The following is a 22,371-nucleotide window of genomic DNA, read 5'->3' as shown; positions in this document are numbered from 1 at the left end:
GGCGCCTGTTCGGCCAATATCGGGCTCTCTGTAACGGAAGCCGTACCCTGCGGCTAACTCGATCGTTTGGTCAGACAGGTGCCCATATCCGCATCGCGGGGGAGACACATGTCAGGACCGCCCGTCAACACGTCATCCATCGCCGAGCTCAGAGAGGTAGATACCCTGCCTCGGCCCAGACCCACCATCCGCAACGTCGCCGAACGAGCCGGCGTCTCGAAATCGCTGGTCTCACTCGTGCTGCGCGGATCTCCGCACGTGAGCGAGCACCGGCGCCAGGCCGTGCTGCAGGCCGCACGCGAGCTCGGCTACCGGCCGAACGCGGTCGCGCGAAGCCTGGTCGAAGGGCGTACCCACCTGGTGGGAGCGCTCGTCGCCAACCTGCACAACCCGTTCTACGCCGAGTTCCTCGACGGACTGCAGGAGAGCCTGCACGGCGACGGCCTGCGTATGCTGATCGGGAACAGCCAGTGGGATCCGGCCTTCGAGGACGAGGCCGTGGAGGCCTTCCTCGAGCTCAGAGTCGACGGGCTGGTCCTGCTGGGCATCGCTCCGACCAGCGAGACGCTGATCGAGGCCACCTCCTACACGCCCACGGTCGTCGTAGGGGAACGTGACATCGATCTCGACGGCGTCGACATCGTGGTCGACGACGACCAGCTCGGCGCCCGCCTGGCCATCGACCACCTGGTCGAGCTCGGCCACAAGCGGATCGCGCACATCGAGGGCCCCCGCTCGTCGCGCTGCGAGGGTTACCTCGTGGCGATGCGCAGGCACTCGCTGGCCCCGTACATCATGGTCGAGGCGGCGGACGCGACCGAGGACAGCGGCAGGGAGGCGGCGCTCGCCCTGCTGACCCGCGACCCCAGGCCGACGGCGATCTTCGCGGCCAGTGACGCGGTCGCGCTCGGCGTGCTCTCGGCCGCCGACGACCTCGGCCTGCGCGTGCCCGAGGACCTGTCGGTGGTCGGCTACGACAACACGCACCTCGCGGCCTCCCGCCACATCTCGCTCACCTCGGTCGACCAACCCCGCCGCGCCATGGGCAGGTCGGCGGCGGCGCTGCTCAGCGACCGCATCGGGGACCCCGCCAAGGGCTCCCGCCTGCGGGAGGTGCGTTCCGAACTGATCGTGCGACGGAGCACGGGGCCCGCCTGAGGCGAACGGGAAGCCTGCGCCGCTGCAGGTTTCCTGTTGCCCAAACCTGGGTCAAGCCGCGTGGCGGCGCGATGACGCGCCGGTTTACTCGTCAGGGTCATGCTAAGAGTGGCCGGCTCGGTCCGGTCACGGTCTGATCCGGGGGAACAGTCATGCGTGATCCGGAACTGGTGTCCTGCGCCCAGCGCGCCGCGGCGGAGCTAGAGCGCGCCTGGGGCCACTGGCGAGCGGGCCGGGGGCGGGGCGCCGACGCCACCGCCGAGTCGGTCGCCAGCTACGTCGCCCACTCTCTCGACCATCCGTGGGGCCGTCCCCGCGTCGTCCTCGGCCTCGACGCCGAGGACGCGCGGGAGCTGGCCGCCCTGCTCGAACGGCAGGAGGTCGGCGAGCGCGTCTGGTAGGAGCACATCCGGCGAGGACGCGGCGCGTTCGCACCGCACTCGGCATATGAGCCGCCCTGTCTCCGGGGTTCACGTAAGTTGGACGGCATGCGTGCTCTTCCCGTCACGGTCCTCGCCGTCTGCGGCCTGATCGCCTCCGCGTGTGGCGCCACCGGCTCCGGTGACGCCGCGGCAGGTCAGGCCGCCACCACGAGCACGGAGGAGCAGGCCCCGTCCACGGCGCCCGCCGAGCCCAGCGAAACCCTCGACCCCGTCGAACCCGTCGATCCCGTGAAGACCGCGGAGCCCGCGGAAACCGCCGAGCCTGAGGAGACGCAGCAGGCGCGGCCGCTCGACGGGATGGTCATCGTCATCGACCCGGGCCACAACGGCGGCAACTACCGCGCTCCGAAGGCCATCAACCGCCAGGTCGACGTGCTGACCAAGAAGAAGGCCTGCGACACCACCGGCACCGCCACCAACAACGGCTACAGCGAGGCCGCGTTCACCTGGGACGTGTCCACCCGGATGGTCGAGATCCTCGAAAGGCGCGGCGCCACGGTCAAGCTGACCAGGTCGAGCAACGACGGCGTCGGCCCCTGCATCACCCGGCGCGCCGCCATCGGCAACAAGGCTGGAGCGGACGCCGCGATCTCCGTGCACGCCGACGGGGCGGGGCCGGCCAACCACGGCTTCCACGTCATCATGCCCAGGAAGATCAACGGTCCGGTCGACGAGGTCGTGGACGATTCGAACCGGCTCGGCATCGCGGTGCGTAACGCCTTCGCCGAAGGCACCGGCCTGCCCTACTCCACCTACATCGGCAGGAAGGCGCTCGACTACCGCAACGACCTCGGCGGGCTCAACCTGTCGAGGGTGCCGAAGATCTTCGTCGAGTGCGGCAACATGCGCAACGCCGCCGAGGCGGCCAAGTTCCAGCGGCCGAAGTTCCGGCAGAAGATCGCGGTGGCGCTGGCCAACGGATTGCAGCACTATCTCAAAACATGATTCCTCACCCTACGCTGCACAGTGATCTGTCCGTTTCCTTCGAGCTGGCCGCAGGCGCCACGGTGTCCGGCGATCTGGCCGACGCCGTCCGCCTCGCCCTTCCCCTGCTCGACCTGCGGCCGGGCGACTCGGGTGAGATCGACGTCCGGCAGGACGCCGCGCTCGGCGCGGAGGCCTACCGGCTGACCACCGGGTCCAGGGGTGTCGAGATCGTGGCCGGCGGACGGGCGGGCGCGTTCTACGCGGCCCAGTCGCTGCACCAGTTGCTGCCCGACGCCTCCTACCGGTTCTCCGAGCAGGCGTCGTGGCCCGTCCCAGGGGTGCGGATCGAGGACGCGCCGCGCTTCGCCTGGCGCGGGCTGCACCTCGACGTGGCCCGGCACTTCTTCCCCAAGCGGGAGCTCCTCCGCCTGATCGACCTGATGGCGGTGCACAAGCTCAACCGGCTGCACCTGCACCTGGTCGACGACCAGGGGTGGCGGGTGGAGAGCCGGGCCTACCCGCTGCTGCACGAGGTCTCCTCGCACCGGCCGCGCACGGCGGTCAACGCCCACGGCGAGCCGTCCGCGTACGACGACGTCCCGCACGGCGGCTACTACACGCTCGACGACCTGGCGGAGATCGGCGCCTACGCCCGCGCCAGGTGCGTCACGATCGTGCCCGAGATCGACGTGCCGGGGCACGCCTCGGCGATCCTGGCCGCCTACCCGTCGCTGGGCGCCACCGGCGAGCGCTACGACGTGCTCGACCGGTGCGGCATCTCCCCCGCGATCCTGTCGCCGCTGCCGCCGACCGTCGAGTTCCTCACCGCGATCTTCGACGAGCTGATCGGGGCGCTGGGCGAGACCCCCTACGTGCACATCGGCGGCGACGAGGTGGTGCTCGACCACTGGACCGGTTCGGCGGAGATCGCCGCCTACCGCGACTCCCTGGACCTGTCCACGTCCGTCGAGTTGCAGGCGTGGTTCCTGCGGCGGCTGGCCGACGTGCTGGCCGAGCGGGGGGCGCGGACCGTGGTGTGGGACGAGGCGTTCGTCGGAGGCGGGCTGCGTCAGGACACGATCGTCATGCCGTGGCGCGGCATGGGCGTGGGCCGCCGTGCCGCCGCCGCGGGGCACGACGTGGTCGCGACCCCGGTGTTCCCGCTGTATTTCGACTACGCGGAGTCCGGCTCCCCCGACGAGCCGAGAGCCATCGGCGACACCATCACCCTTGGGGATGTCGCCGCCTTCCGCCCGGCGCCCGAGGACTGGACGGACGACGAGCGCGCCCGGGTCGTGGGCGCCCAGGCGCAGCTCTGGAGCGAGCGCGTGCCCGACGCCCGCACGGTCGACTACAAGCTGTGGCCGCGGGCCTGCGCGCTCGCCGAAGTGGCCTGGTCGGGCGGGGCCGCCGGGGGCTTCGCGGACCGCCTGGAGCGGCACCTGGGCCGGCTCGACGCCATCGGGGTGGAATACCGGCCGCTCGCGGGGCCGCACCCGTGGCAGCGGCGGCGCCCGCACCGGCCGAGCGAGATTCCCATGTCCGAGCGGATGGCCCGCATCGAGGCCATGACGCACGACCCGGAGTCGACCAGGCCCAGCCTGTGAGCCGGCCGGGCGCTCCCGGGACCGCCGGTGAGAGGGCCTCGCGGGGACGCGCTCGCCGCGCGACCGGTCAGAGGGCCGGGCGGGCACGTCGGGGACGCGCTCGCCGCGCGGCCGGTCAGCGGGCCGGGCGGTCGTTGAGGATGCGCTGGAAGAGCCGGTGGTCCTGCCAGCGCCCGTCGATCTCCAGATAGCGCGGCGCGGTGCCGTAGAGCTCGAAACCGGCCTTGCGGAGCACGCTCTGCGAGGCCACGTTGTCGAGCAGGGTGCCCGCCGCGATCCGGTGCAGGCCGACGTCCTGGTCGGCCATCCGGCACACCTCCAGCACCGCCCGGGTGGCCAGGCCGCGCCCCGCATGGCCGGCGTCGATCCAGTAGCCGAGGTCGGCGCTGAGCCATGGGCCGCGGACGATGTTGCTGAGCGTCATGCGGCCCACGACACGCTCGCCGTGGAGGAGCAGCCACGGCACCGCCCGGCCCTGCTGCTGCTGCGCGAGCAGGTCTTTGAGCCGGTGGGCCTGGCCGGGCAGGGTGAAGAAGTCGGCTGGCCGCCGGGGCTCCCACCGGCGCAGATGCTCGCTGTTGCGGACGTAGGCGTGAAGCAGGGCCTCGGCGTCGCGCTCGGCGGCCAGGCGCAGGACGACGCCGTCTGGGAGGGGCACCTCGGGAATCACCGTCACAGCCTAGTGTCAGGCGGTGCGGCCGATCGCGTCGGCGATCGACGTCATGCCGTGGCGGCGCACCCGGCGGGAGAGCTGCCGGTGGATGCGCGAGGCCCACAGCGGGCCGCCGTAGATCCAGCCGGTGTAACCCTGCACCAGCGTCGCCCCGGCCAGCAGCCGCTCCCAGACGTCGTCGGCGTCCTCCACGCCGCCTGCCGACACCAGCGTGAGGCGGTCGCCCACCCTGGCCCTGAGCCGTCGCAGCACCTCCAGCGAGCGGGCCTTGAGCGGGCGCCCGGAAAGCCCGCCGGTCTCGCCGCCGTGCCTGATCGTGGTGTTGGTCGCGATGATCCCGTCGAGGCCGAGCTCCACCGCCAGGTCGGCGACCGCGTCGACGTCGTCGTCGGCGAGGTCGGGCGCGATCTTCACCAGCAGCGGCGTGCGGCGCGGCGTGCTGTCGGCGACCTCCTTGACCGCGGTCAGCAACGGCCGCAGCAGGGCGACCGCCTGCAGGTTGCGCAGGCCCGGGGTGTTGGGCGAGCTGACGTTGACCACCAGGTAGTCGGCCATGGGGGCGAGCTCCTTGGCGGCGGTGACGTAGTCGGCCACCGCCTCGGACTCGGGCACCACCTTGGTCTTGCCGATGTTCACCCCGATCACGACCGGGAGGCCGCGCGTGCGGCGCAACCTGCGGGCCGCGGCCGCCGCGCCGGCGTTGTTGAAGCCCATCCGGTTGATCACCGCCCGCTCCCGCACCAGCCTGAACAGGCGCGGCCGGGGGTTGCCCGGCTGGCCGTGGGCGGTGATGGTGCCGACCTCGACGTGCCCGAAGCCGAGCGCGGCGATGCCCTCGGCGCACGCGGCGTCCTTGTCGAACCCGGCGGCCAGCCCGAGCGGGCCGGGGAAGTGCACCCCGAACGCCGTCACCCGCAGGGCCGGGTCGTGCGGCGCGAAGGCCCGGTGCAGCAGCCGCTTGAGCAGCGGCAGCCGCGCGAGGAGCGCGAGGGCGCTCACGGTGAGGTGGTGCACGGCCTCGGCGTCGAAACGTCGCAAGACCTGCGTGAACACGAGGCGATACATCACGGGTCAGGCTACCAACCCGGCCTCGTAGGCGATGATCGCGGCCTGCACCCGGTTGCGCACGTCGAGCCGGGTGAGGATGGCGCTGACGTACGCCTTCACCGTGCCCTCCACGATGTGCAGCCTGCGGGCGATCTCGGCGTTGGACAGGCCGGCGCCGAGCAGGGCGAGCACCTCCCGCTCGCGGTCGGTGAGGCTCTCGACGCGGTCACGCGCCTCGGCGCCTCTGGCCATCCGGCCGCCCGACAGCTGGGTGATCACCCGATGGGCGACCTTGGGCGACAGGTACGCCGCCCCCTCGGCGACCGCGTGGATCCCGGCGATCAGCTCCCGCGGGTCTCCCGACTTGAGCAGGAACCCGCCTGCTCCCACGTCGAGCGCCTTGGCGATGTAGTCGTCCTCCCCGAACGTGGTGAGCATCACCACGGCCACGCCCGGCGCGGCCCTGCGCAGCTCGGCCGCGGCCGCCAGCCCGTCGAGCCTGGGCATGCGGATGTCGAGCAGCGCCACGTCGGGCCGGTGGCTGATGGCCAGGTCGACGGCCTGCCTGCCGTCGGCGGCCTCGGCCACCACCTCGAGCGACGGGTCGGACGCGAGGATCGCCCGGACACCCGCTCTGATCATGGCCTCGTCGTCGGCGAGGAGTATGCGGATCACACCTTCTATATTGGCCCCCATGGCACAGGTGAAGGTGTACGGGCGCAGGGACGTGTGGGCGGGCCGGCAGCGTGAGGTGTCGGACCTCATCCAGTCGTGTCTGGTGAGCGCCTGGGGGCTGCCCGAGGAGAAGAGGTTCCACCGGTTCCTGCTGCTGGACGCCGACGACTTCGTCTGCCCGCAGCGGGGGGAGCGTTATCTCGTCATCGAGGTGGTCTGCTTCACCGGCCGCAGCGACGATGCCAAGCGGGCGCTGATCCGGGAGATCTACGCCAGATCCGGCTATGATCCCGAAGACGTTGAGATCACCATCATCGAGATGCCCAAGGTCAACTGGGGCATCCGCGGGGTTCCCGCTGACGAGCTCGCCCTGCCGTACAACGTGGAGGTCTGACGTGTGGGGTGACGGCGGCCGGACGGTATGGTCCGACTCATGAGCACTCACTATGACGTCGTCGTTCTCGGCGCGGGTCCAGGAGGATATACGGCCGCCGTCCGCGCCGCCCAGCTCGGACTGCGGACCGCGGTCGTCGAGGAGAAATACTGGGGTGGCGTCTGCCTGAACGTGGGCTGCATCCCCTCCAAGGCGCTGCTGCGCAACGCGGAGCTGGCCCACATCTTCAACCACGAGGCCAAGACCTTCGGCATCAGCGGCGAGGTCAGCTTCGACTTCGGCGCGGCCTTCCAGCGCAGCCGCAAGGTGGCGGACGGGCGGGTCAAGGGCGTCCACTACCTGATGAAGAAGAACGGCATCACGGAGTACGACGGCCGGGGCACGTTCCTGGACGCCAACACCCTCCAGGTGAACGGCGAGACGATCACGTTCTCCCACTGCATCATCGCGGCCGGGGCCACCACCAGGCTCATCCCGGGCACGCAGCTGTCGGAGCGCGTGGTGACGTACGAAGAGCAGATCCTCACCGAGGACCTGCCGGGCAGCATCATCATCGCGGGCGCCGGCGCGATCGGGGTGGAGTTCGCGTACGTGCTGCACAACTACGGCGTCAAGGTGACGATCGTGGAGTTCCTCGACCGGGTCGTGCCGCTGGAGGACGAGGAGGTGTCGGCCGAGCTGGCCAAGCGGTACAAGCGGCTCGGCATCGAGGTGATGACCTCCACCCGCGTCGACGGCATCGAGGACACCGGCTCCTCCGTCAAGGTCACCGTCACCAAGGGCGGCCAGACGCAGGTGCTGGAGGCCGACAAGGTCCTGCAGGCCATCGGTTTCCAGCCGCGCGTCGACGGCTACGGGTTGGAGAAGACGGGCGTGGCGCTGACCGACCGGGGGGCGATCGCCGTCGACGGGCGCTGCCGGACGAACGTGCCGCACATCTTCGCCATCGGCGACGTCACCGCCAAGCTCATGCTGGCGCACGCCGCGGAGGCCATGGGCATCATCGCGGCCGAGACGATCGGCGACGCGGAGACCATGGAGCTCGACTACGTGATGATCCCGCGGGCGACCTACTGCCAGCCGCAGGTCGCGAGCTTCGGCTACACCGAGGCGCAGGCGCGCGACCTGGGCTACGACGTGAAGGTGGCGAAGTTCCCGTTCACGGCCAACGGCAAGGCGCACGGGCTGGGCGACAGCGCCGGCTTCGTCAAGATCATCAGTGACAACACGCACGGCGAGCTGGTCGGCGCCCACCTGATCGGGCCGGACGTCACCGAGCTGCTGCCCGAGCTGACCCTGGCCCAGCAGTGGGACCTGACGGTGCACGAGGTCGCGCGCAACGTGCACGCGCACCCGACGCTCGGCGAGGCGGTCAAGGAGGCCGTGCACGGCCTCGCCGGACACATGATCAACATGTAGGACCGCCGGCGATCGGTACGGCGGGCCGCCGTACCGATCAGCTGGTGCAGCGGCGTTTTCTCACCAGATCTTCAGAAACCGTCCATTTTTCTCCCAGGATGCCTGGAGAGTTTGGAGTCGACCGAAGAACCCTTCGCATCGGACGGTGTCCCGCATGACCTCCACCCCCGCCGAAGACACCACTGTGCAGTCGGCCCGCCGCCGGCGTGCCCCCGCCGGCCCTTCGATGCTCAGGCTCGGCCTGCTGGCCCTGGTCGCGATCGGCATCGCGGGCGCTGCGGCCGAGCTCGCCTTCGAACGCCACTGGGGCAGCCCGACGCAGCTGATCCCGTGGGCGACGCTGGCGCTGCTGACGGTCGCGCTGGTGCTGGTCGCCCTCCGCGACTCCCCCGGCACGCTCACCGTGGTCCGGGCGCTCGCCCTGATCGTGCTGCTCGCGGCGGCGTACGGCGTGTTCACCCACGTGTCCGTCAACCACGGCATGGGCGCGATGGACCCCGCGTGGGACTCGTTGTCGCCGCTCGCCCAGTGGTGGTCGGCGCTGACCAAGTCGGTCGGCAACGCGCCCCCGCTCGCGCCCGGCATGCTCGCGCAGAGCGCGCTGCTGCTCTTGCTGGTCTCGACGGTCCAGCGGCCGGCGCGATGAGCCGCCGCTAGGCGAACGGCGCGACGATCTCGCGCACGGCCTCGGCGCACTCGGCGGCGTGGTCGTCGTGCGCGATGCTGCTCAGCAGCTCCCGCAGGTGGAACAGGGGCAGGCGGTCCCGCCAGCCGCCGTCGAGACCCGCCGCGTCCGCGTACACCTCGAAGAAACGGTCGGAGGCGGGCGGGCGCGGCGAGCACCACAACATGCTGAGGTCGGCCTCCGCCCAGCTGTAGGAGACGGCCGGGTCGATCAGCGCCGGGCCGCCGGTCCGGCCGGAGAGGATGTTCTCGCGCCACAGGTCGCCGTGCGTCAGCACCGGCGGCCGTGGCGGCAGCAAGTCGGGCAGGGCGGCGCAGAGGCGTTCGAGCGCGCGCCGTTCTGCGGCGTCGAAAGCCGCTTCCACGCGTGGTTCCGGGAGCCAGCGCAGGATCCGGCGCCGCGCGAGGAAGGCGTGCCCGTCGGTGTCCCAGGTGTTGTCCTGCCGCAGGCGCCCGAGCCAGCCGTCCCGGTGCCAGCCGAACCGGTCGCTCTGCGTGGTGGTGTGCAGGTGGGCGACGGCACGGGCCAGCTCTTCCCAGAAGCGTCCGTCGTCGTCGCGGCGCGGCGGTAACGGCTCCAGCACGAGCAGGCGGGGCGTGACCGCCAGCACCTCGGGCGTGGTGACGCCGCCCATGGCACGCAGCACGCGCAGCCCCTCCGCCTCGACCTCGAACAGGTCGGGGACGTCGGCGCGCAGCGTCTTGGCGAACACGCGGGAACCGTCGCGCAGGGTCGCCAGCCCGGCCAGCGCCACCACCCCGCCCTGAGCGGCCTCCGCCGCCACCGCGTCGAATCCGGCCGTACGCAGCCGGTCGAGAAGAAGGTCCATGACCACATATCCAACCCGAACCGGCTATGTTGGTCACATGACTTGGTCATGCGACCAGCATTTACGGAGAGGAAGCCTGCATGCGCGTCACGGTGAACGGCACGTCGTTGTTCGTGGACGTCGAGGGCCCCGCCCTCGTGCCCGACGGTGACACGATGCGAGACAAGCCCACGCTCCTCCTGCTGCACGGCGGCCCGGGCCACGACCACTCGATCTTCAAACCGGCGTACGCGCGGCTGGCCGACCTCGTCCAGATCGTCTACGTCGACCAGCGCGGCAACGGCCGCAGCCAGGACTCCGACCCTTCCACCTGGCACCTCGACCAGTGGGCCGACGACATCCCCGCCCTGTGCGACGCTCTCGGCATCACCAAGCCGATCGTGCTCGGCTGGTCGTTCGGCGGCATCGTCGCCATGCACTACGCCGCCAGGCACCCCGATCACCCCGCGAAGCTGATCCTGCAGAGCACGATGGCCCGCATGGACGTCGACCAGGTCGTCGAGGGGTTCCGCGCGGAGGCGGGCGAGGCGGCGGCGCTGGCGGCCAAGGCGTTCCTCACGGAAGGCACGCCTGAGACGTTCGCGGGGTTCGGGCGGTTGTGCGCGCCCTCCTACAGCCCGGATCCGGCCTTCCCCTCCCCCGAGGACATCCAGGCGATGATGCGGATGATCCCCAACCCGGAGCTGACGATGAGGTTCATGTCGCGGGAGCGGTTCGACCTGCGGGGCGAGCTCCGCGACGTCCGCTGCCCGGCGCTGGTGGCGGCCGGCGCGCATGACCCGATCACACCGCTCGCCTCGGCGCGGGAGATCATGACCGCCCTGCCCGCAGGGGCACGGCTGGAGATCTTCGAGGAGTCGGGCCACTTCATCGCCGACACGGAGGGCGAACGGTTCTTCGCGCTCCTGCGCGCCTTCATCGAGGCGCCATGACGATCCGCGGCCGCGTTCAGCGAGACATGACCACCTTCCCCGCCGCGGTCAGCGGGGCGCCATGACCACCTTCCCCGCCGCGGTCAGCGGGGCGCCATGACCACCTTCCCCGCCGCGGTCAGCGGGGCGCCGCGATGACGTACCTGTCCGCCGACGAGCGGCGGCGCGTCATCGTCGACGCCGCCGTCCGCGTGATCGCCACCGAGGGCCTGGCCCGCGCGACCACCCGCCGCATCGCGGAGCAGGCGGGGGTGCCGCTCGGCACCCTGCACTACTGCTTCCGCAACAAGGACGAGCTCAACCTGCTCATCCTCGGGCGCGGCCGCGCCACGATGCTGGCCGCCTTCGAGGAGCTCGACCGGGGGGCCGGGTTCGAGGTGACCGTGCGCGAGGTCGTGGCGACGTACTGGCGGTGGATCCGCGACCACCACGGGCTGCATCTCGCGCTGATGGAGCTGCTCATGTGGGCCATCCGCAACAAGGAGGCGGTCGTCCCCGGCCGGGACGTCTGGGCCGAGATCAACGCCCCGCTCGGCGGTGACCTCATCGACTCCGCCCTGACCGCCGCGGCGGAGCGGGACGGCCTGCGCACGGCCGTGCCGGTGCCCGAGCTGGCCCGGTTCCTCATCCACCGGATGGACGGCCTGGTCTTCGAGTTCGCGGAGACGTCGGACGAGGCGAGCTGCGAGCGGCAGACCCTCCTCCTGGCCGACGCGCTCGTCCTCCTGGCCCTGCCGCGTCAGGGTTTGCGGTAGGCGAGCAGGTATCTCCAGAACAGCAGCCGCCGCAGGCGGAAGCCGGGCAGCAGGACGCCCGCCTCCTGCCGGATCTCCGCCAGCGTCATCCGGGGCTGCTGGACCGGCGCGGGGGACGGCTCGCCCCGGCCGGCCATGGCGAGACTGACCGCCGCGTTCACCGGGACGGCGGCCAGGCTCCAGGCCAGGTCGGTGGGCGTCGACTCGCGGTAGCAGCCCAGAATGGCCAGCACGCCGCCGGGGGCGAGCGCGTCGCGCAGCATGGCGACGGTGCCGAACGGCACGTGGTGGATGCTGGCCAGGCACGAGATGTAGTCGTAGTGGTCTTTGAGCAGCTCCGTCTCCGTGATGTCGGCGCAGCGGAAACGCGGCCCTCCACGGCCCGGCGACGCCGCGACGGCGGATGCGATCACGCGTGCCGACGGGTCGACGGCGTCGACCTCCATGCCCAGCTCCGTGAGCCGCCGCGCGAAGCGTCCTGTGCCGCATCCGACGTCGAGCGCGGTGCGGCTCTCACGGGGGACCAGGCGCAGGAGCATCCCGTGATAGTGATCATTGTGATCGAAGGCCATGGATGAACTCTGCCAGATTCGCTACAACGCGAGGAATAGGTTCGGCCCGAGGCACGATGGACCCGTGGCGATCCTTTTTCCGCGCTTTCCTTGCCGAAAAGAAAGCGAACCGGAAAGGCTGCTCGAAATTGCTGAAAGGGCCATTCTGGGAGGAAACATCAGGAGGCGGCGTCACGGAGCAGCAGGGCCGCCTGGACGCGGTTCGCGCAGCCGAGCTTGGTCAGGATGCGGCTCACGTAGGTCTTGACCGTCGCCTCGCTCATGTGGACGCGCCTGCCGACCTCGGCGTTGGACAGCCCTTCCGCCACCTGCCGGAGCACGTCCAGCTCGCGCGGGGTGAGCGCGCCCAGCCGCCGCTCGGCGTCGCGACCGCGCTCGCCCGCGTCGGACGAGACCATGCCCAGCACGTGCCGCGTCACCTCGGGCGACAGGTACGCATGTCCCGCGTGCGCGGCACGAACAGCCCTCATCAATTCCGCCGGATCACAACTTTTGAGGATAAATCCGGAAACGTTCCGCTGGAGGGCCAGCCGTACGTTCTCCTCGTCACCGAACGCGGTCAGCATCACCACCCGCGTCTCCCCCAATTCCGCAGCCGCGGCCAGCCCGTCGAGCACCGGCATCGCGATGTCGAGCAGCGCCACGTCCACGTGCAGGCGGCGGGCGGCGAGCACCGCCGCCCGCCCGTCGCCCGCGCACGCCACCACCTCGATGTCGCCCGCCGACTCCAGAACGGCGCGGATGCCGGCCGTGATGAGCGGCTCGTCGTCGGCGATCAGCACCCTGATCACGCCGGCGCCCCCACCGCGTCCCGCGCCAGCGGCAACATCGCGACCACCCGGAACTCGTACGGCTCCGCGTGCACCCGCAGCAGCCCGCCCGCCGCGCGCACCCGCTCGGACAGCCCGGCCAGCCCTGCGCCGCCCGACGTCGCCGGCCCGGTGCGGGTGACGGCCGGGTTGGCCACGCTGACCAGGAGGGCGTCGGGCTGCCAGTCGAGCGACACGCGGATCGGCGCGCCGGGCGCGTGTTTGGCCGCGTTGGTCAGCCCTTCCTGGACGACCCGGTGGGCGGCGTGGCCGGCGTCCGCCTCCGCGAGCGGCGCGGCCGGGCCGGACCGCTCGACCGTCACCGTGAGGCCCGCCGCCGCGGCCCTGGCCACGAGGTCGTCGATGCCCTCCACGCCCGGCCGGTCCGCGTGGCGTAGCGCGCCGACCACCTCGTGCAGCTCCGTCATGGCCGTACGGGCCGTGCTCGCCAGGCTGCGTACGGCGCCGCGCTGCTCGGCGGGCAGCGCGGCGACCTCCAGCGCGGCCGCCTGCACGGAGACCAGGCCGAGGAGGTGGCCGAGCGAGTCGTGCATGTCGCGGGCGATGCGCAGCCGCTCGCGCAGCCGTTCGCGCTCGGCGGTGAGCTCCCGTTCCCTGCGCTGGTGCTCGCGCTGCTGGGCGAGGTAGCGACCGGCCAGCACCGGCAGCGCGGTCAGCACCCCGGCGCGGGCCAGCACCACGAACGGCTCGGGCGCGAACGCGGTGCGCTGCGCGATCATCAGCAGCAAGCCCAGGTGGGCGACGGTCGCGGCGAGCGCCACGATCGCGTGCCACCGTGCGGAGATGCGGTGCCCGGCTTGGTAGCCGGTGCAGACGAGCAACGCGTACGAGCCACCGGTGAGCACCGCCAGGCTCAGGGCGACCAGGAACGCGGCGAGCGGCCTGCGCGGGGACACCGCCATGGCCAGGCCCGTCACCGCGGCGAACGCGGCCAGGGCCCAGCCTTCCGTCCCGACCAGCCACAACAGCGCCGTATCGGCGGCCGCTACCGCCACAACCCAGGCCATACGCCTCACCCTACTCACGGCATCCGTCAACTTTGGAGAACAATCTCCGGCGACTTCCGGCGGCAGACGGGCGGGCCCGCCGGCTCGTAGCGTGCCGACGTGATCCGAACTCTCCTGGCACTCACCGTGCTCACCACACCCGCCCCGGCCGCGCAGGACCTCCAGTGGACCGCCTGCCCCGGAGACACCAAGTCCGAGCTCGAATGCGCGGACCTGCCCGTCGCGATCGCCCCCGGCAGCGACAGGAAGCTCACCCTGAAGGTGGCCCGGCTGCCTGCGACCGGCGAGAAGAAGGGCACCGTGATGATCAACTTCGGCGGCCCTCAGGGTGACCAGATCGCCATCATGCGGTCCTGGGCGAAGATCTTCACGAAGATCCGGCAGTCGATGGACGTCGTGACCTGGGACCCGCGCGGCTACCCCGGACTCAGCGAACCGGTGCTCCAGTGCGACTGGGGCCCGCTGCGCACCCCCGCATTCCCCGACGACCAGGCCGGGCTGGACCGGCTCGCCGCCGCGAACAAGGCCAGAGGCGACCGGTGCCGGAGCACGGATCCCGAGCTCTTCGACCACATGGACTCCGCGAGCGACGCCCGCGACGCCGAGGCCGTCCGGCGCGCGCTCGGCGAGGACAGGATGAACTTCATCGGCACCTCGTACGGGGGCACCATCGCCCAGGCGTACGCCCGGCAGTTCCCCGACCGGGTGCGGACGATGTACGTCGACGGCACCGGCAACCACAGCACCCGGAACTGGGAGCGCGAGCTGACCGCCATCGCCCGCGACCACGAGCGGCTGATGGACCGGTTCTTCGCCTGGGCGCCCAAGGGCACGGAGCGGCGCTGGCGTGAGCTGGTGGCCAGGGCCGGCAAGGAGCCTATCCCCGCGCCGAAGGTGAAGGCCCGCTACGACGGCACGCAGTTGCGCTTCCTCGCCGTCCAGAAGGGGAAGCGCGGCCCCGCCGAGTGGGATGCCCTGCTGGCGGCCATCAAGGCGGCGGAGGGCGGCGACGCCTCGGGGTTCGCGCCGCGCGGGCCGGACCCGTACCCCGCTCTCATGGGTGGCGGCGTGAAGGAGTGCCTCGACTTCCCCAGGCCGGATAGTCAGCGGAAGCTGGCGCGCACGGTCAAGCGCCTGCGGAAGGTCGCGCCCAGCATGGGGGCCGCGTTCCCGCTGGCCTGGCACGCCCCGCTCACCTGCGCGGGCTGGCCCGCGCAGGTCGCCAACCCGCCGTCGCCGCTGCCGGGGAAGCTGCCGCCCATGCTGGGGGCCGGGACGTGGCTGGACTATGCGCCGACGTCACGGGTCGTCGAGCAGGTCAAGGGCAGCCGGATGATCAAGTTTGACGGCCCGGGGCACAACCTCTTCGCCGCGATGGCGAACGCGTGCGTCATCGACCACGTCAGCGCGTACGTCACCACGCGCAAGCTCCCGCCGCGCAACATCGAGTGCGCCTGACCACTTCGGCTGTCGTTTTCGCGACATGTCGTTGTTTGCCCAGGCAGAAAATCCGCTACGAGCAGGCGCGATGCTCCATTCTCTTGAACGAGTGAAGCCTAGGTCACCCCCACCGACAGATCGGTTCGTTCATGCGATGGATCACCCGCCTCGCCGCCGTCGGCGCGGGCCTGGCGATGATTGCCGTACCGGTGCCCGCGCACGCGGCAGCCCCCGAGCCGGCGGCCGGCTCAGACCCGCGCCGGGTGACGCTGATCACCGGCGACGTGGTGACGGTCCAGGAGTTCGCGGGCGGCAAGCACGCGGCGACCGTGCAGCCCGGCAAGGGCCGCGAGGACGTCAGGTTCTTCACCAAGGAGGAGAACGGCGACCTGGTGGTCACCCCCGCCGACATGGTCCCCTACCTCTCGCAGGGGCTCATGGACGAGCGGCTGTTCTCGGTCAGCGACCTGATCGAGCAGGGGTACGACGACGAGAGCAGCGACGTCCTGCCGCTGATCCTGGCGTACAAGGAGAACCGGCAGGCCGTCACGCTGAAGAGCGTCAACGCGCGCGCCATGCGGGCGGACAAGGACGCGCTGCCCGTGCTCTGGGAAGCCGAGCGCGCCGGAGCTCGCGGAGGCGAGCCGCGGCTGCGCGACGGGCTGGCCAAGATCTGGCTCGACGGGAAGGTCACCGCGTCGCTGGAGCACAGCGTCCCGCAGGTGGGAGCGCCGCAGGCCTGGCAGGACGGGTACGACGGCAAGGGGGTGAAGGTCGCCGTCCTGGACACCGGGATCGACGAGGCCCACCCCGACGTCGCGGCCAAGGTCACCCAGACCCGCAACTTCACCGACGACCCCTCGGCCAAGGACGAGCACGGCCACGGCACCCACGTCGCCGCCACGGTGGCGGGCACCGGCGAGGCGTCCGGCGGGCTGCGCAAGGGCGTCGCGCCCGGCGCGGAACTGGTCATCGGCAAGGTGCTGGACGCCAGCGGCAGCGGCACCGAGTCGCAGGTGCTCGCGGGCATGGAGTGGGCCGCTCGGGAGAGCGGTGCCGACATCGTCAACATGAGCCTCGGCGGCGGCCCCACCGACGGCACCGACCCGCTCAGCAAGGCGGTGGACGTGCTGACGGAGGAGACCGGCAGCCTGTTCGTCATCGCCGCGGGCAACGACGGCGACGACTACTCGGTGGGCTCGCCGGGAGCCGCCACCTCGGCGCTGACCGTCGGCGCGGTCGACAGGAACGACGCGCTGGCGCCGTTCTCCAGCCGCGGCCCGCGCCTGGACGAGGCGATCAAGCCGGACATCACCGCCCCGGGCGTGGACATCGTCGCCGCGCGGGCGGCGGGCACCGGGCTGGGCACGCCGGTCGACGACCGGTACACGAAGCTGTCGGGCACGTCGATGGCCACGCCGCACGTGGCGGGCGCGGCGGCGGTGCTGGCCCAGCGCCACCCCGAGTGGAAGGCCGGGCAGCTGAAGGACGCCCTGGTGTCCACGGCGAAGACCGTCGAGGGACAGACGCCGTACGAGCAGGGCGGCGGCCGCCTCGACGTGGCCCGCGCCGTGCGGCAGGCGGTCTCGGCCACCGCGTCGCTCAGCATGGGCGTGCACGAGGACGGCGGCACTGACACCCCCGGCGGCACCATCACCTACACCAACACCGGCCAGGAGCCCGTCTCGCTGACGGTCGCCGCCACCCTGAGCAACCTGGACGGCGACGCCCCCGGCGACGGGGCCGTGAACCTGTCGGCGACGAGCGTCACCGTGGACGCCGGGGCGAGCGCGACCGTCGAGACCACCGTGGACCTGACCAAGCTGGTGCACGGCAGGCACGTCGGCTACGTCACCGCCACCACGGCGGACGGCTCGGTGGCCGCGCACACCACGCTCGCGCTGACCCGTCGCGGCAAGATGCACAAGGTGCACTTCACCGGCGTCGAGCGGGACGGCAGCCCCGCCCGCGTGCCGCTGATCACCATGTACGGCGCCGCCGCCAGGGACGACGCCTACGGCTACATCCTGCGCGAGCACGAGGGCTGGACTGTCGAGGTGCCCGAGGGCACCTACCACATGCAGGCGATCATGGGTGAGACGAGCGACGAGCTGCCCGTCGACTCCCTCATCCTCAACCCCGAACTGCCGGTCACGTCGGACATGGAGGTCGTGCTCGACGCGAGGACCGCCGTGCCCGTCGAGATCAGGACCTCGCAGGAAGTGATGCAGGAGGGCATCTCCACCTACTTCACCCACCGCACGTACGGCTCCCGCAGGATCAGCCTGAGCTCGATGAACTTCCCCTCGGTCGACGGGCTCGCGGTCACCCCCACCGCGCCGGTGCGCAACGGCACCTTCGAGTTCTCCTCGCGCTGGCAGCTGGCCGCGCCCCGGGTGAGCGCCCGGCTGGGCCGCGACCCGCTGGTGGTCCGCCCGACGATCCGGTCGCCGGAGATCGACGGCAGGAAGCGCTGGCGGCTGGTCGACGGCGGCACGGGCGACGTGAGCGGGCTCGACGTCAAGGGCAAGGCGGTCGTCATCACCAGCGCGTCGTTCGGCGACTGGGTGAGCAAGCTGAAGGACATCGCCGCGGCCGGCGCGGCGGCGGTGGTCGTGGTCGGGCCGGACGGCCGGGCCATGTGGCAGCCGTGGTCGCCGGTCGGCGACCGTGACCCGCTGCCCACGCTCATGATCACACACGACCGCGGCCAGGTGTTGCTGGAGAAGACCAGGGCCGGCGGCGCCAGGCTCGACGTGACGGGCCAGTTCGCGACGCCCTACCTTTACGAGGTCATGCAGGTCTCCTCCGGCCGGGTGCCCGAGCGGATCGTCCACGAGGTCACCTGGCGCAACACCGCCAGGGTCGACGCCGGCTACCAGGAGTCCGGCGGCGGCTCGTACGGCAAGGACCAGCGGTTCGGTTGGCGGCCGTGGCAGACGTACGACCTGGACCTGCAGATGGAGACGCAGCGCGTGGTGCGCACCCCGCTGCGCAGGGCCGAGTACATCAGCTCGGGCGACACCCAGTGGCAACACGTGGTCCAGCACATGCACACGTGGGAGTCGATGAACCGGCTGCGCGGCGGCCTGACCGACCAGCCCAGGACGTACCGGGCGGGCGAGATCGCCAGGGAGCGGTGGTTCGCCCCCGTCGTACGCCCGGCCGCGCTGTCCGCCACGCGCACGGGTGACGCCCTGTCGGTGCACGTGCCCGAGTTCGTGGACGCCGACGGCCACTACGGCTACGCGGGCGGGAGCGGCGACAAGGACACCACCGCGGCCCGGGTCTACCGCGACGGCGAGCTGGTGGAGGAGCGGAACAACCTGCGGGGCGACATCGCCGCCGTGGAAGGTGACGCCGAGTACCGCCTGGAGCTGTCCACGACCCGGACCTCGGAGGAGTGGCGGTACGCCACGGCCACCGAGAGCTCCTGGACGTTCAGGTCCGCCCGGCCGGCGGGCGAGCAGCGGCTGCCGCTGCTCGGCGTGGACTACGACGTGCCCGCCGACCTGGAAGGGAAGGTGCGCCGTACGCTGCCGGTCGCGCTGGGCTTCACCGCGCGGGACGCGAGGAAGCTGACCGCGGAGATGTCGTACGACGACGGCAGGACCTGGCGCAGGCTGCCGCTCCTCCCCCTGGGGCAGGGCCGGTACAAGGCGCTGGTCTCGCATCGCGGGTCCGACACCGGGGTGTCGCTGCGGGTCGTCGCGACCGGCTCTTCGGGCGAGCGGTTCGAGCAGACCATCACCCGGGCGTACGGGGTGAAGTAGCTACAACCAGCGCTCGCGGGCCGCATGCCAGGCAAGTTGCATCCTGGTCTGCGCGCCCGCGAGCCGCATCAGGTGGTAGACGCGGCGCTGTACCGTACGCAGGCTGAGCCCGAGCTGGCTGGCGATCGACTTCTCCGGCACCCCGGCGACCAGCAGCGAGAGCAGGTAGAGCTCGTCGGCGTCCAGCGGGCAGCCAGGGGCGGTGTCGGTGACCTGCCCGTCCTCCAGGAACCTGATCGGCGTGGCCCGCTCCCACTGGGCCTCGAACAACGCGATCAGCGCCTCCAGCAGGCTGCTCCCATGCACCAGCGCGGCGGTCGGCTCGGTCGTCCGGCCGGCGTACTGCACCAGCGGCAGCAGCGCGGTGGACCGGTCGGCGATCATCATCCGCACGGGCAGGAACCGCACGGCCCGCGCCTGCTCGCCCAGCTTGATGCCGAACGCCACGTTGGCCACCATCCCTGCCTCCTCCAGCAGGGCCCGTTCGTAGATGACCCGGTAGGCCACGCCGCGTCCGAGCGCCTCGAGCTCCTCGGTGTTGTCCGTGGACGGCATCACGACGTGGCCGGCCCGGCAGAAATACATGACCTCCTCGCGGGCGCTGTCCTGAAGGTGGCGTACCTGCTCGCGCAGCGCGGCCCGGCTCGGCAGCACCTCGATCAGCCGGTCGGCGTCGCTGCGGCGCAGGCTCGCGCGGTATTCCTCGGCGAGCTGGTCGACCGCCTGCCGTGCCCAGTCGATCGTCTCCTGCTGCCGCACCAGCCGCGGCCCGAGCGCGACCTCGGGCGCGACCGGCGCGAACCTGCGCCCTGCGCTGCCCGCGACCTCGCGGACGAGCCCCATGCCCGCCATGGACGCCAGCGCGGCGGCCGCCGCCTCCCGCGTGAGGTCCAGTTCCTCGGCCAGTCCGGTCAGATCCGCCTCGCCGGCCCGTACGAGTAACCGGTACGCCCGCTCCTCCACCTCGCCCAGCCCGGCAACCTCCAGCATGTCCCCCATGATGACATGCACACCAAAGGGCACATATACGCACATATGGTGCAGCGCGCGGTGAAAGTTTCATCGCCGGTTGACGAGCCCGCCGCCCGCCGCTCATGATCATGCTGCCTCCTGGTCAGGAGGAGGCGTCGAGTGATGACCACTGTCCACGGGCGAGGTGCACCGATGCCGACAACCCTGCTGCGGGCCGCGTCCGCGCTGCTGCTGACGCTGACCGCGCTCAACACTCCCACGGCGTACGCCGACGTCCCGGTGGAGGTGACCGTCAACACGCGGGCCGCCCTCGCCACCGTCCCCGACACGGGCATCGGCGCCAACCATGCCATCTGGGACACCCACCTGGGCTCCGACGAGACCGCCGACCGGCTCAAGGGCGCGGGCGTGAAACTGCTGCGCTACCCCGGCGGCTCCTACTCCGACATCTACCACTGGGCCGACCACACCGCCCCAGGCGGCTACGTCGCGCCCGGCACCGACTTCGACACCTTCATGCGCGGTGTACGGCGCACCGGCGCCCAGGCGATGGTGACCGCCAACTACGGCACAGGAACGGCGGAGGAGGCCGCAGCCTGGGTACGGCACGCCAACGTCACCAAGGGCTACGGCATCACGTACTGGGAGATCGGCAACGAGAACTACGGCAACGGCCACTACGGCGCCGCGTGGGAGGCCGACGACCACCCCGACAAGAGCCCGGCCGAGTACGCCCGCCACGTCGTCGCCTACTCCGACGCGATGAAGGCCGTCGACCCGGACATCAAGGTCGGCGCGGTGCTGACCACGCCCGCCAACTGGCCCGACGCGATCGTGGCCGAGGGCGACGCCGGCAGCTGGAACGAGGTCGTCCTGTCGACCGCCGGGCCCAAGATCGACTTCGTGGTCCTGCACTGGTATCCCGGCGCCCTCGACCGGGTGGGCCACGTACCCGACATGATCCAGCTCACCCGCGAGCAGATCGCCCGGCACGCAGGGCCGGACGCGGGCCGGATCGGCATCGCCATGACCGAGTTCAACACCGGCTCGAGCAGCAACGGCACGAACACCCAGCCCGGCGCGCTGGCCGCCGCCGACTCCTACGCGACGCTGCTGGCGAACGGGGTGTTCACGGTCGACTGGTGGAACGTCCACAACGGCATCGGCGCCGTCACCGAGGTCGAGGGGCACACCGACTACGGCGACTTCGGCCTGCTGTCGAGCGCGGCGTGCACTGCTGACGGCAGCGTCTGCGAGCCGCCGCTGAACACCCCCTTCGCGCCCTACCACGCGCTGCGGATGATGAGCGAGTTCGCCCGGCCCGGTGACCAGTTCGTCACCGCCGCGACCGACCAGCCCGCCGTCTCCGCGCACGCCGTCCGCCGTCCCGGCGGCGACCTCGCCGTCCTGCTGATCAACACCTCGTCCGGCACGTCCCACCCCGTGACCATCGACTACGAGGGCTACACGCCCGCCGCCGGGCCGCCCACCGTACTGACCCACACCAACGGCGCCACGTCCATCACCACCACGGCCACGGGCAGCGCCACCGCCCAGACCCTCCCGCCGCTCTCGCTGACCACGCTCGTCCTGCACCCGGAGACACCCGATACCGGCCGCCCCGGCGCGCCCGGGCAGCCCACCGCCACGAACGTGACCGCCACCACCGCCACGATCACCTGGCCGCGCGCCACGGCCGGCTCGCGCCCGATCGCCAAGTACGAGCTGCACCGCCGGAACGGCGCCGTCAGCGAACAACTCGGCGAGACCGCCGGCACGTCGTTCACCGTGGACAACCTCGAACCGGGCACCCGCCACACGGTCAACGTGATCGCCCGTGACAGCGGGGGCGGCCTGTCCTGGTCGTCCCCGCCGCTGACGTTCACGACCACGACACCCGCCACCAGCTCCTGCACGGCGCGGCTGAGCATCCAGTCCGACTGGGCCAGCGGCTACGTCGGCGCCATCGACATCACCAACGACGGCGCCCCCGTGAACGGCTGGACGCTGACCTTCTCCTGGCCCAGGTCGTGGCAGAGCCTCGGCAGCGGCTGGGGCGGGGTCTGGACGGAGGACGGGCGGGACGTCAAGGTCGTCAACGAACCCGGCAACGGCACGCTCGCCACCGGCGCGTCGACCTCGATCGGCTTCGTCGGCGACTACACCGGCCCGAACGTGCTGCCCTCCGTCTTCAAGCTGAACGGAGCGGTCTGCACGTCCGGGCCGCTGTGAC

At 71.6% G+C, this 22,371-nt stretch carries 20 protein-coding genes; 12 read left to right on the top strand and 8 right to left on the bottom strand.

All coding sequences use genetic code 11. From position 1 onward, the window contains the following. Positions 1 to 108: 108 nt before the first annotated feature. The 4 genes from E1292_RS11215 (at position 109) to E1292_RS11200 (ending at position 4,135) form a co-directional block, all read left to right on the top strand. Positions 109 to 1,158, top strand: a complete 1,050-nt coding sequence (locus E1292_RS11215) for a LacI family DNA-binding transcriptional regulator (protein WP_246090051.1) — start codon at positions 109 to 111, stop codon at positions 1,156 to 1,158. 152 nt (positions 1,159 to 1,310) lie between these two features. Further along, positions 1,311 to 1,559 (top strand): hypothetical protein, encoded by a 249-nt coding sequence (locus tag E1292_RS11210; RefSeq protein ID WP_132594753.1) that lies wholly within the window; start codon positions 1,311 to 1,313, stop codon positions 1,557 to 1,559. A gap of 87 nt (positions 1,560 to 1,646) precedes the next feature. Next, the gene (locus E1292_RS11205) at positions 1,647 to 2,546 is read left to right on the top strand and encodes an N-acetylmuramoyl-L-alanine amidase (protein ID WP_132594751.1); all 900 of its coding nucleotides are present in this window, start codon (positions 1,647 to 1,649) and stop codon (positions 2,544 to 2,546) included. Next, complete coding sequence (locus E1292_RS11200; RefSeq protein WP_132594749.1) at positions 2,543 to 4,135, top strand: beta-N-acetylhexosaminidase; 1,593 nt, start codon at positions 2,543 to 2,545, stop codon at positions 4,133 to 4,135. Before E1292_RS11205 ends, E1292_RS11200 begins: the two co-directional genes overlap by 4 nt. A gap of 115 nt (positions 4,136 to 4,250) precedes the next feature. On the opposite strand, the gene E1292_RS11195 is transcribed toward E1292_RS11200, so the two are convergent. From E1292_RS11195 to E1292_RS11185, 3 genes are read right to left on the bottom strand one after another with little or no spacing between them, the layout of a single operon-like run. Further along, positions 4,251 to 4,805, bottom strand: a complete 555-nt coding sequence (locus tag E1292_RS11195; protein ID WP_132594747.1) for a GNAT family N-acetyltransferase — start codon at positions 4,803 to 4,805, stop codon at positions 4,251 to 4,253. 15 nt (positions 4,806 to 4,820) lie between these two features. Beyond that, positions 4,821 to 5,873: a quinone-dependent dihydroorotate dehydrogenase gene (locus E1292_RS11190; protein WP_132594745.1), complete on the bottom strand. Its 1,053-nt coding sequence runs from the start codon at positions 5,871 to 5,873 to the stop codon at positions 4,821 to 4,823. 6 nt (positions 5,874 to 5,879) lie between these two features. Further along, complete coding sequence (locus E1292_RS11185; protein WP_132594743.1) at positions 5,880 to 6,530, bottom strand: response regulator; 651 nt, start codon at positions 6,528 to 6,530, stop codon at positions 5,880 to 5,882. A gap of 19 nt (positions 6,531 to 6,549) precedes the next feature. Between E1292_RS11185 and E1292_RS11180 the strand changes: the two genes are divergently transcribed. The 3 genes from E1292_RS11180 to E1292_RS11170 all read left to right on the top strand — a co-directional run bounded on the left by E1292_RS11180 (position 6,550) and on the right by E1292_RS11170 (position 8,989). Then, positions 6,550 to 6,924 (top strand): tautomerase family protein, encoded by a 375-nt coding sequence (locus tag E1292_RS11180; RefSeq protein ID WP_132594741.1) that lies wholly within the window; start codon positions 6,550 to 6,552, stop codon positions 6,922 to 6,924. 39 nt (positions 6,925 to 6,963) lie between these two features. Further along, complete coding sequence (lpdA, locus tag E1292_RS11175; RefSeq protein ID WP_132594739.1) at positions 6,964 to 8,343, top strand: dihydrolipoyl dehydrogenase; 1,380 nt, start codon at positions 6,964 to 6,966, stop codon at positions 8,341 to 8,343. Between the two features lie 154 nt (positions 8,344 to 8,497). After that, the gene (locus E1292_RS11170; protein ID WP_246090050.1) at positions 8,498 to 8,989 is read left to right on the top strand and encodes a hypothetical protein; all 492 of its coding nucleotides are present in this window, start codon (positions 8,498 to 8,500) and stop codon (positions 8,987 to 8,989) included. 7 nt (positions 8,990 to 8,996) lie between these two features. Here the strand turns inward: E1292_RS11170 and E1292_RS11165 are convergent, their stop codons facing one another. Then, the gene (locus tag E1292_RS11165) at positions 8,997 to 9,857 is read right to left on the bottom strand and encodes a fructosamine kinase family protein (RefSeq protein ID WP_132594737.1); all 861 of its coding nucleotides are present in this window, start codon (positions 9,855 to 9,857) and stop codon (positions 8,997 to 8,999) included. Positions 9,858 to 9,937: 80 nt separating this feature from the next. Between E1292_RS11165 and E1292_RS11160 the strand changes: the two genes are divergently transcribed. Together E1292_RS11160 and E1292_RS11155 are read left to right on the top strand one after the other, a co-directional pair. Further along, positions 9,938 to 10,789, top strand: a complete 852-nt coding sequence (locus E1292_RS11160; RefSeq protein WP_132594735.1) for an alpha/beta fold hydrolase — start codon at positions 9,938 to 9,940, stop codon at positions 10,787 to 10,789. 134 nt (positions 10,790 to 10,923) lie between these two features. Next, on the top strand, positions 10,924 to 11,544 hold the full coding sequence (locus E1292_RS11155; RefSeq protein WP_132594733.1) for a TetR/AcrR family transcriptional regulator: 621 nt from the start codon (positions 10,924 to 10,926) through the stop codon (positions 11,542 to 11,544). Here the strand turns inward: E1292_RS11155 and E1292_RS11150 are convergent. The 3 genes from E1292_RS11150 to E1292_RS11140 form a co-directional block, all read right to left on the bottom strand. Continuing rightward, positions 11,529 to 12,116, bottom strand: a complete 588-nt coding sequence (locus E1292_RS11150) for a class I SAM-dependent methyltransferase (protein WP_132594731.1) — start codon at positions 12,114 to 12,116, stop codon at positions 11,529 to 11,531. The two genes, E1292_RS11155 and E1292_RS11150, sit on opposite strands and share 16 nt — an antisense overlap. 158 nt (positions 12,117 to 12,274) lie before the next feature. Continuing rightward, positions 12,275 to 12,907, bottom strand: a complete 633-nt coding sequence (locus tag E1292_RS11145; protein WP_132594729.1) for a response regulator — start codon at positions 12,905 to 12,907, stop codon at positions 12,275 to 12,277. Beyond that, positions 12,904 to 13,953, bottom strand: a complete 1,050-nt coding sequence (locus E1292_RS11140; protein ID WP_132594727.1) for a sensor histidine kinase — start codon at positions 13,951 to 13,953, stop codon at positions 12,904 to 12,906. The genes E1292_RS11145 and E1292_RS11140 overlap by 4 nt, the downstream gene beginning before the upstream one ends. A 99-nt stretch (positions 13,954 to 14,052) precedes the next feature. On the opposite strand from E1292_RS11140, the gene E1292_RS11135 reads away from it, so the two are divergent. Together E1292_RS11135 and E1292_RS11130 are read left to right on the top strand one after the other, a co-directional pair. Beyond that, complete coding sequence (locus tag E1292_RS11135; RefSeq protein ID WP_132594725.1) at positions 14,053 to 15,411, top strand: alpha/beta hydrolase; 1,359 nt, start codon at positions 14,053 to 14,055, stop codon at positions 15,409 to 15,411. 131 nt (positions 15,412 to 15,542) lie between these two features. Then, positions 15,543 to 19,166: a S8 family peptidase gene (locus tag E1292_RS11130; RefSeq protein ID WP_132594723.1), complete on the top strand. Its 3,624-nt coding sequence runs from the start codon at positions 15,543 to 15,545 to the stop codon at positions 19,164 to 19,166. Here E1292_RS11130 and E1292_RS11125 read toward each other — a convergent pair whose 3' ends face one another. Beyond that, entirely contained in the window at positions 19,167 to 20,156 is a 990-nt protein-coding gene (locus tag E1292_RS11125) for a helix-turn-helix domain-containing protein (RefSeq protein ID WP_132594721.1), read from the bottom strand. 174 nt (positions 20,157 to 20,330) lie between these two features. On the opposite strand from E1292_RS11125, the gene E1292_RS11120 reads away from it, so the two are divergent. Then, positions 20,331 to 22,370, top strand: a complete 2,040-nt coding sequence (locus E1292_RS11120; RefSeq protein ID WP_132594719.1) for a cellulose binding domain-containing protein — start codon at positions 20,331 to 20,333, stop codon at positions 22,368 to 22,370. The last annotated feature ends 1 nt before the right edge of the window (position 22,371 follow it).

It is taken from the genome of Nonomuraea deserti, assembly GCF_004348685.1.
GTDB classification, from domain to species: domain Bacteria; phylum Actinomycetota; class Actinomycetes; order Streptosporangiales; family Streptosporangiaceae; genus Nonomuraea; species Nonomuraea deserti.
Note: the sequence above shows the minus strand (reverse complement) of the source record. Positions and strands in the feature narration are given on the sequence as shown.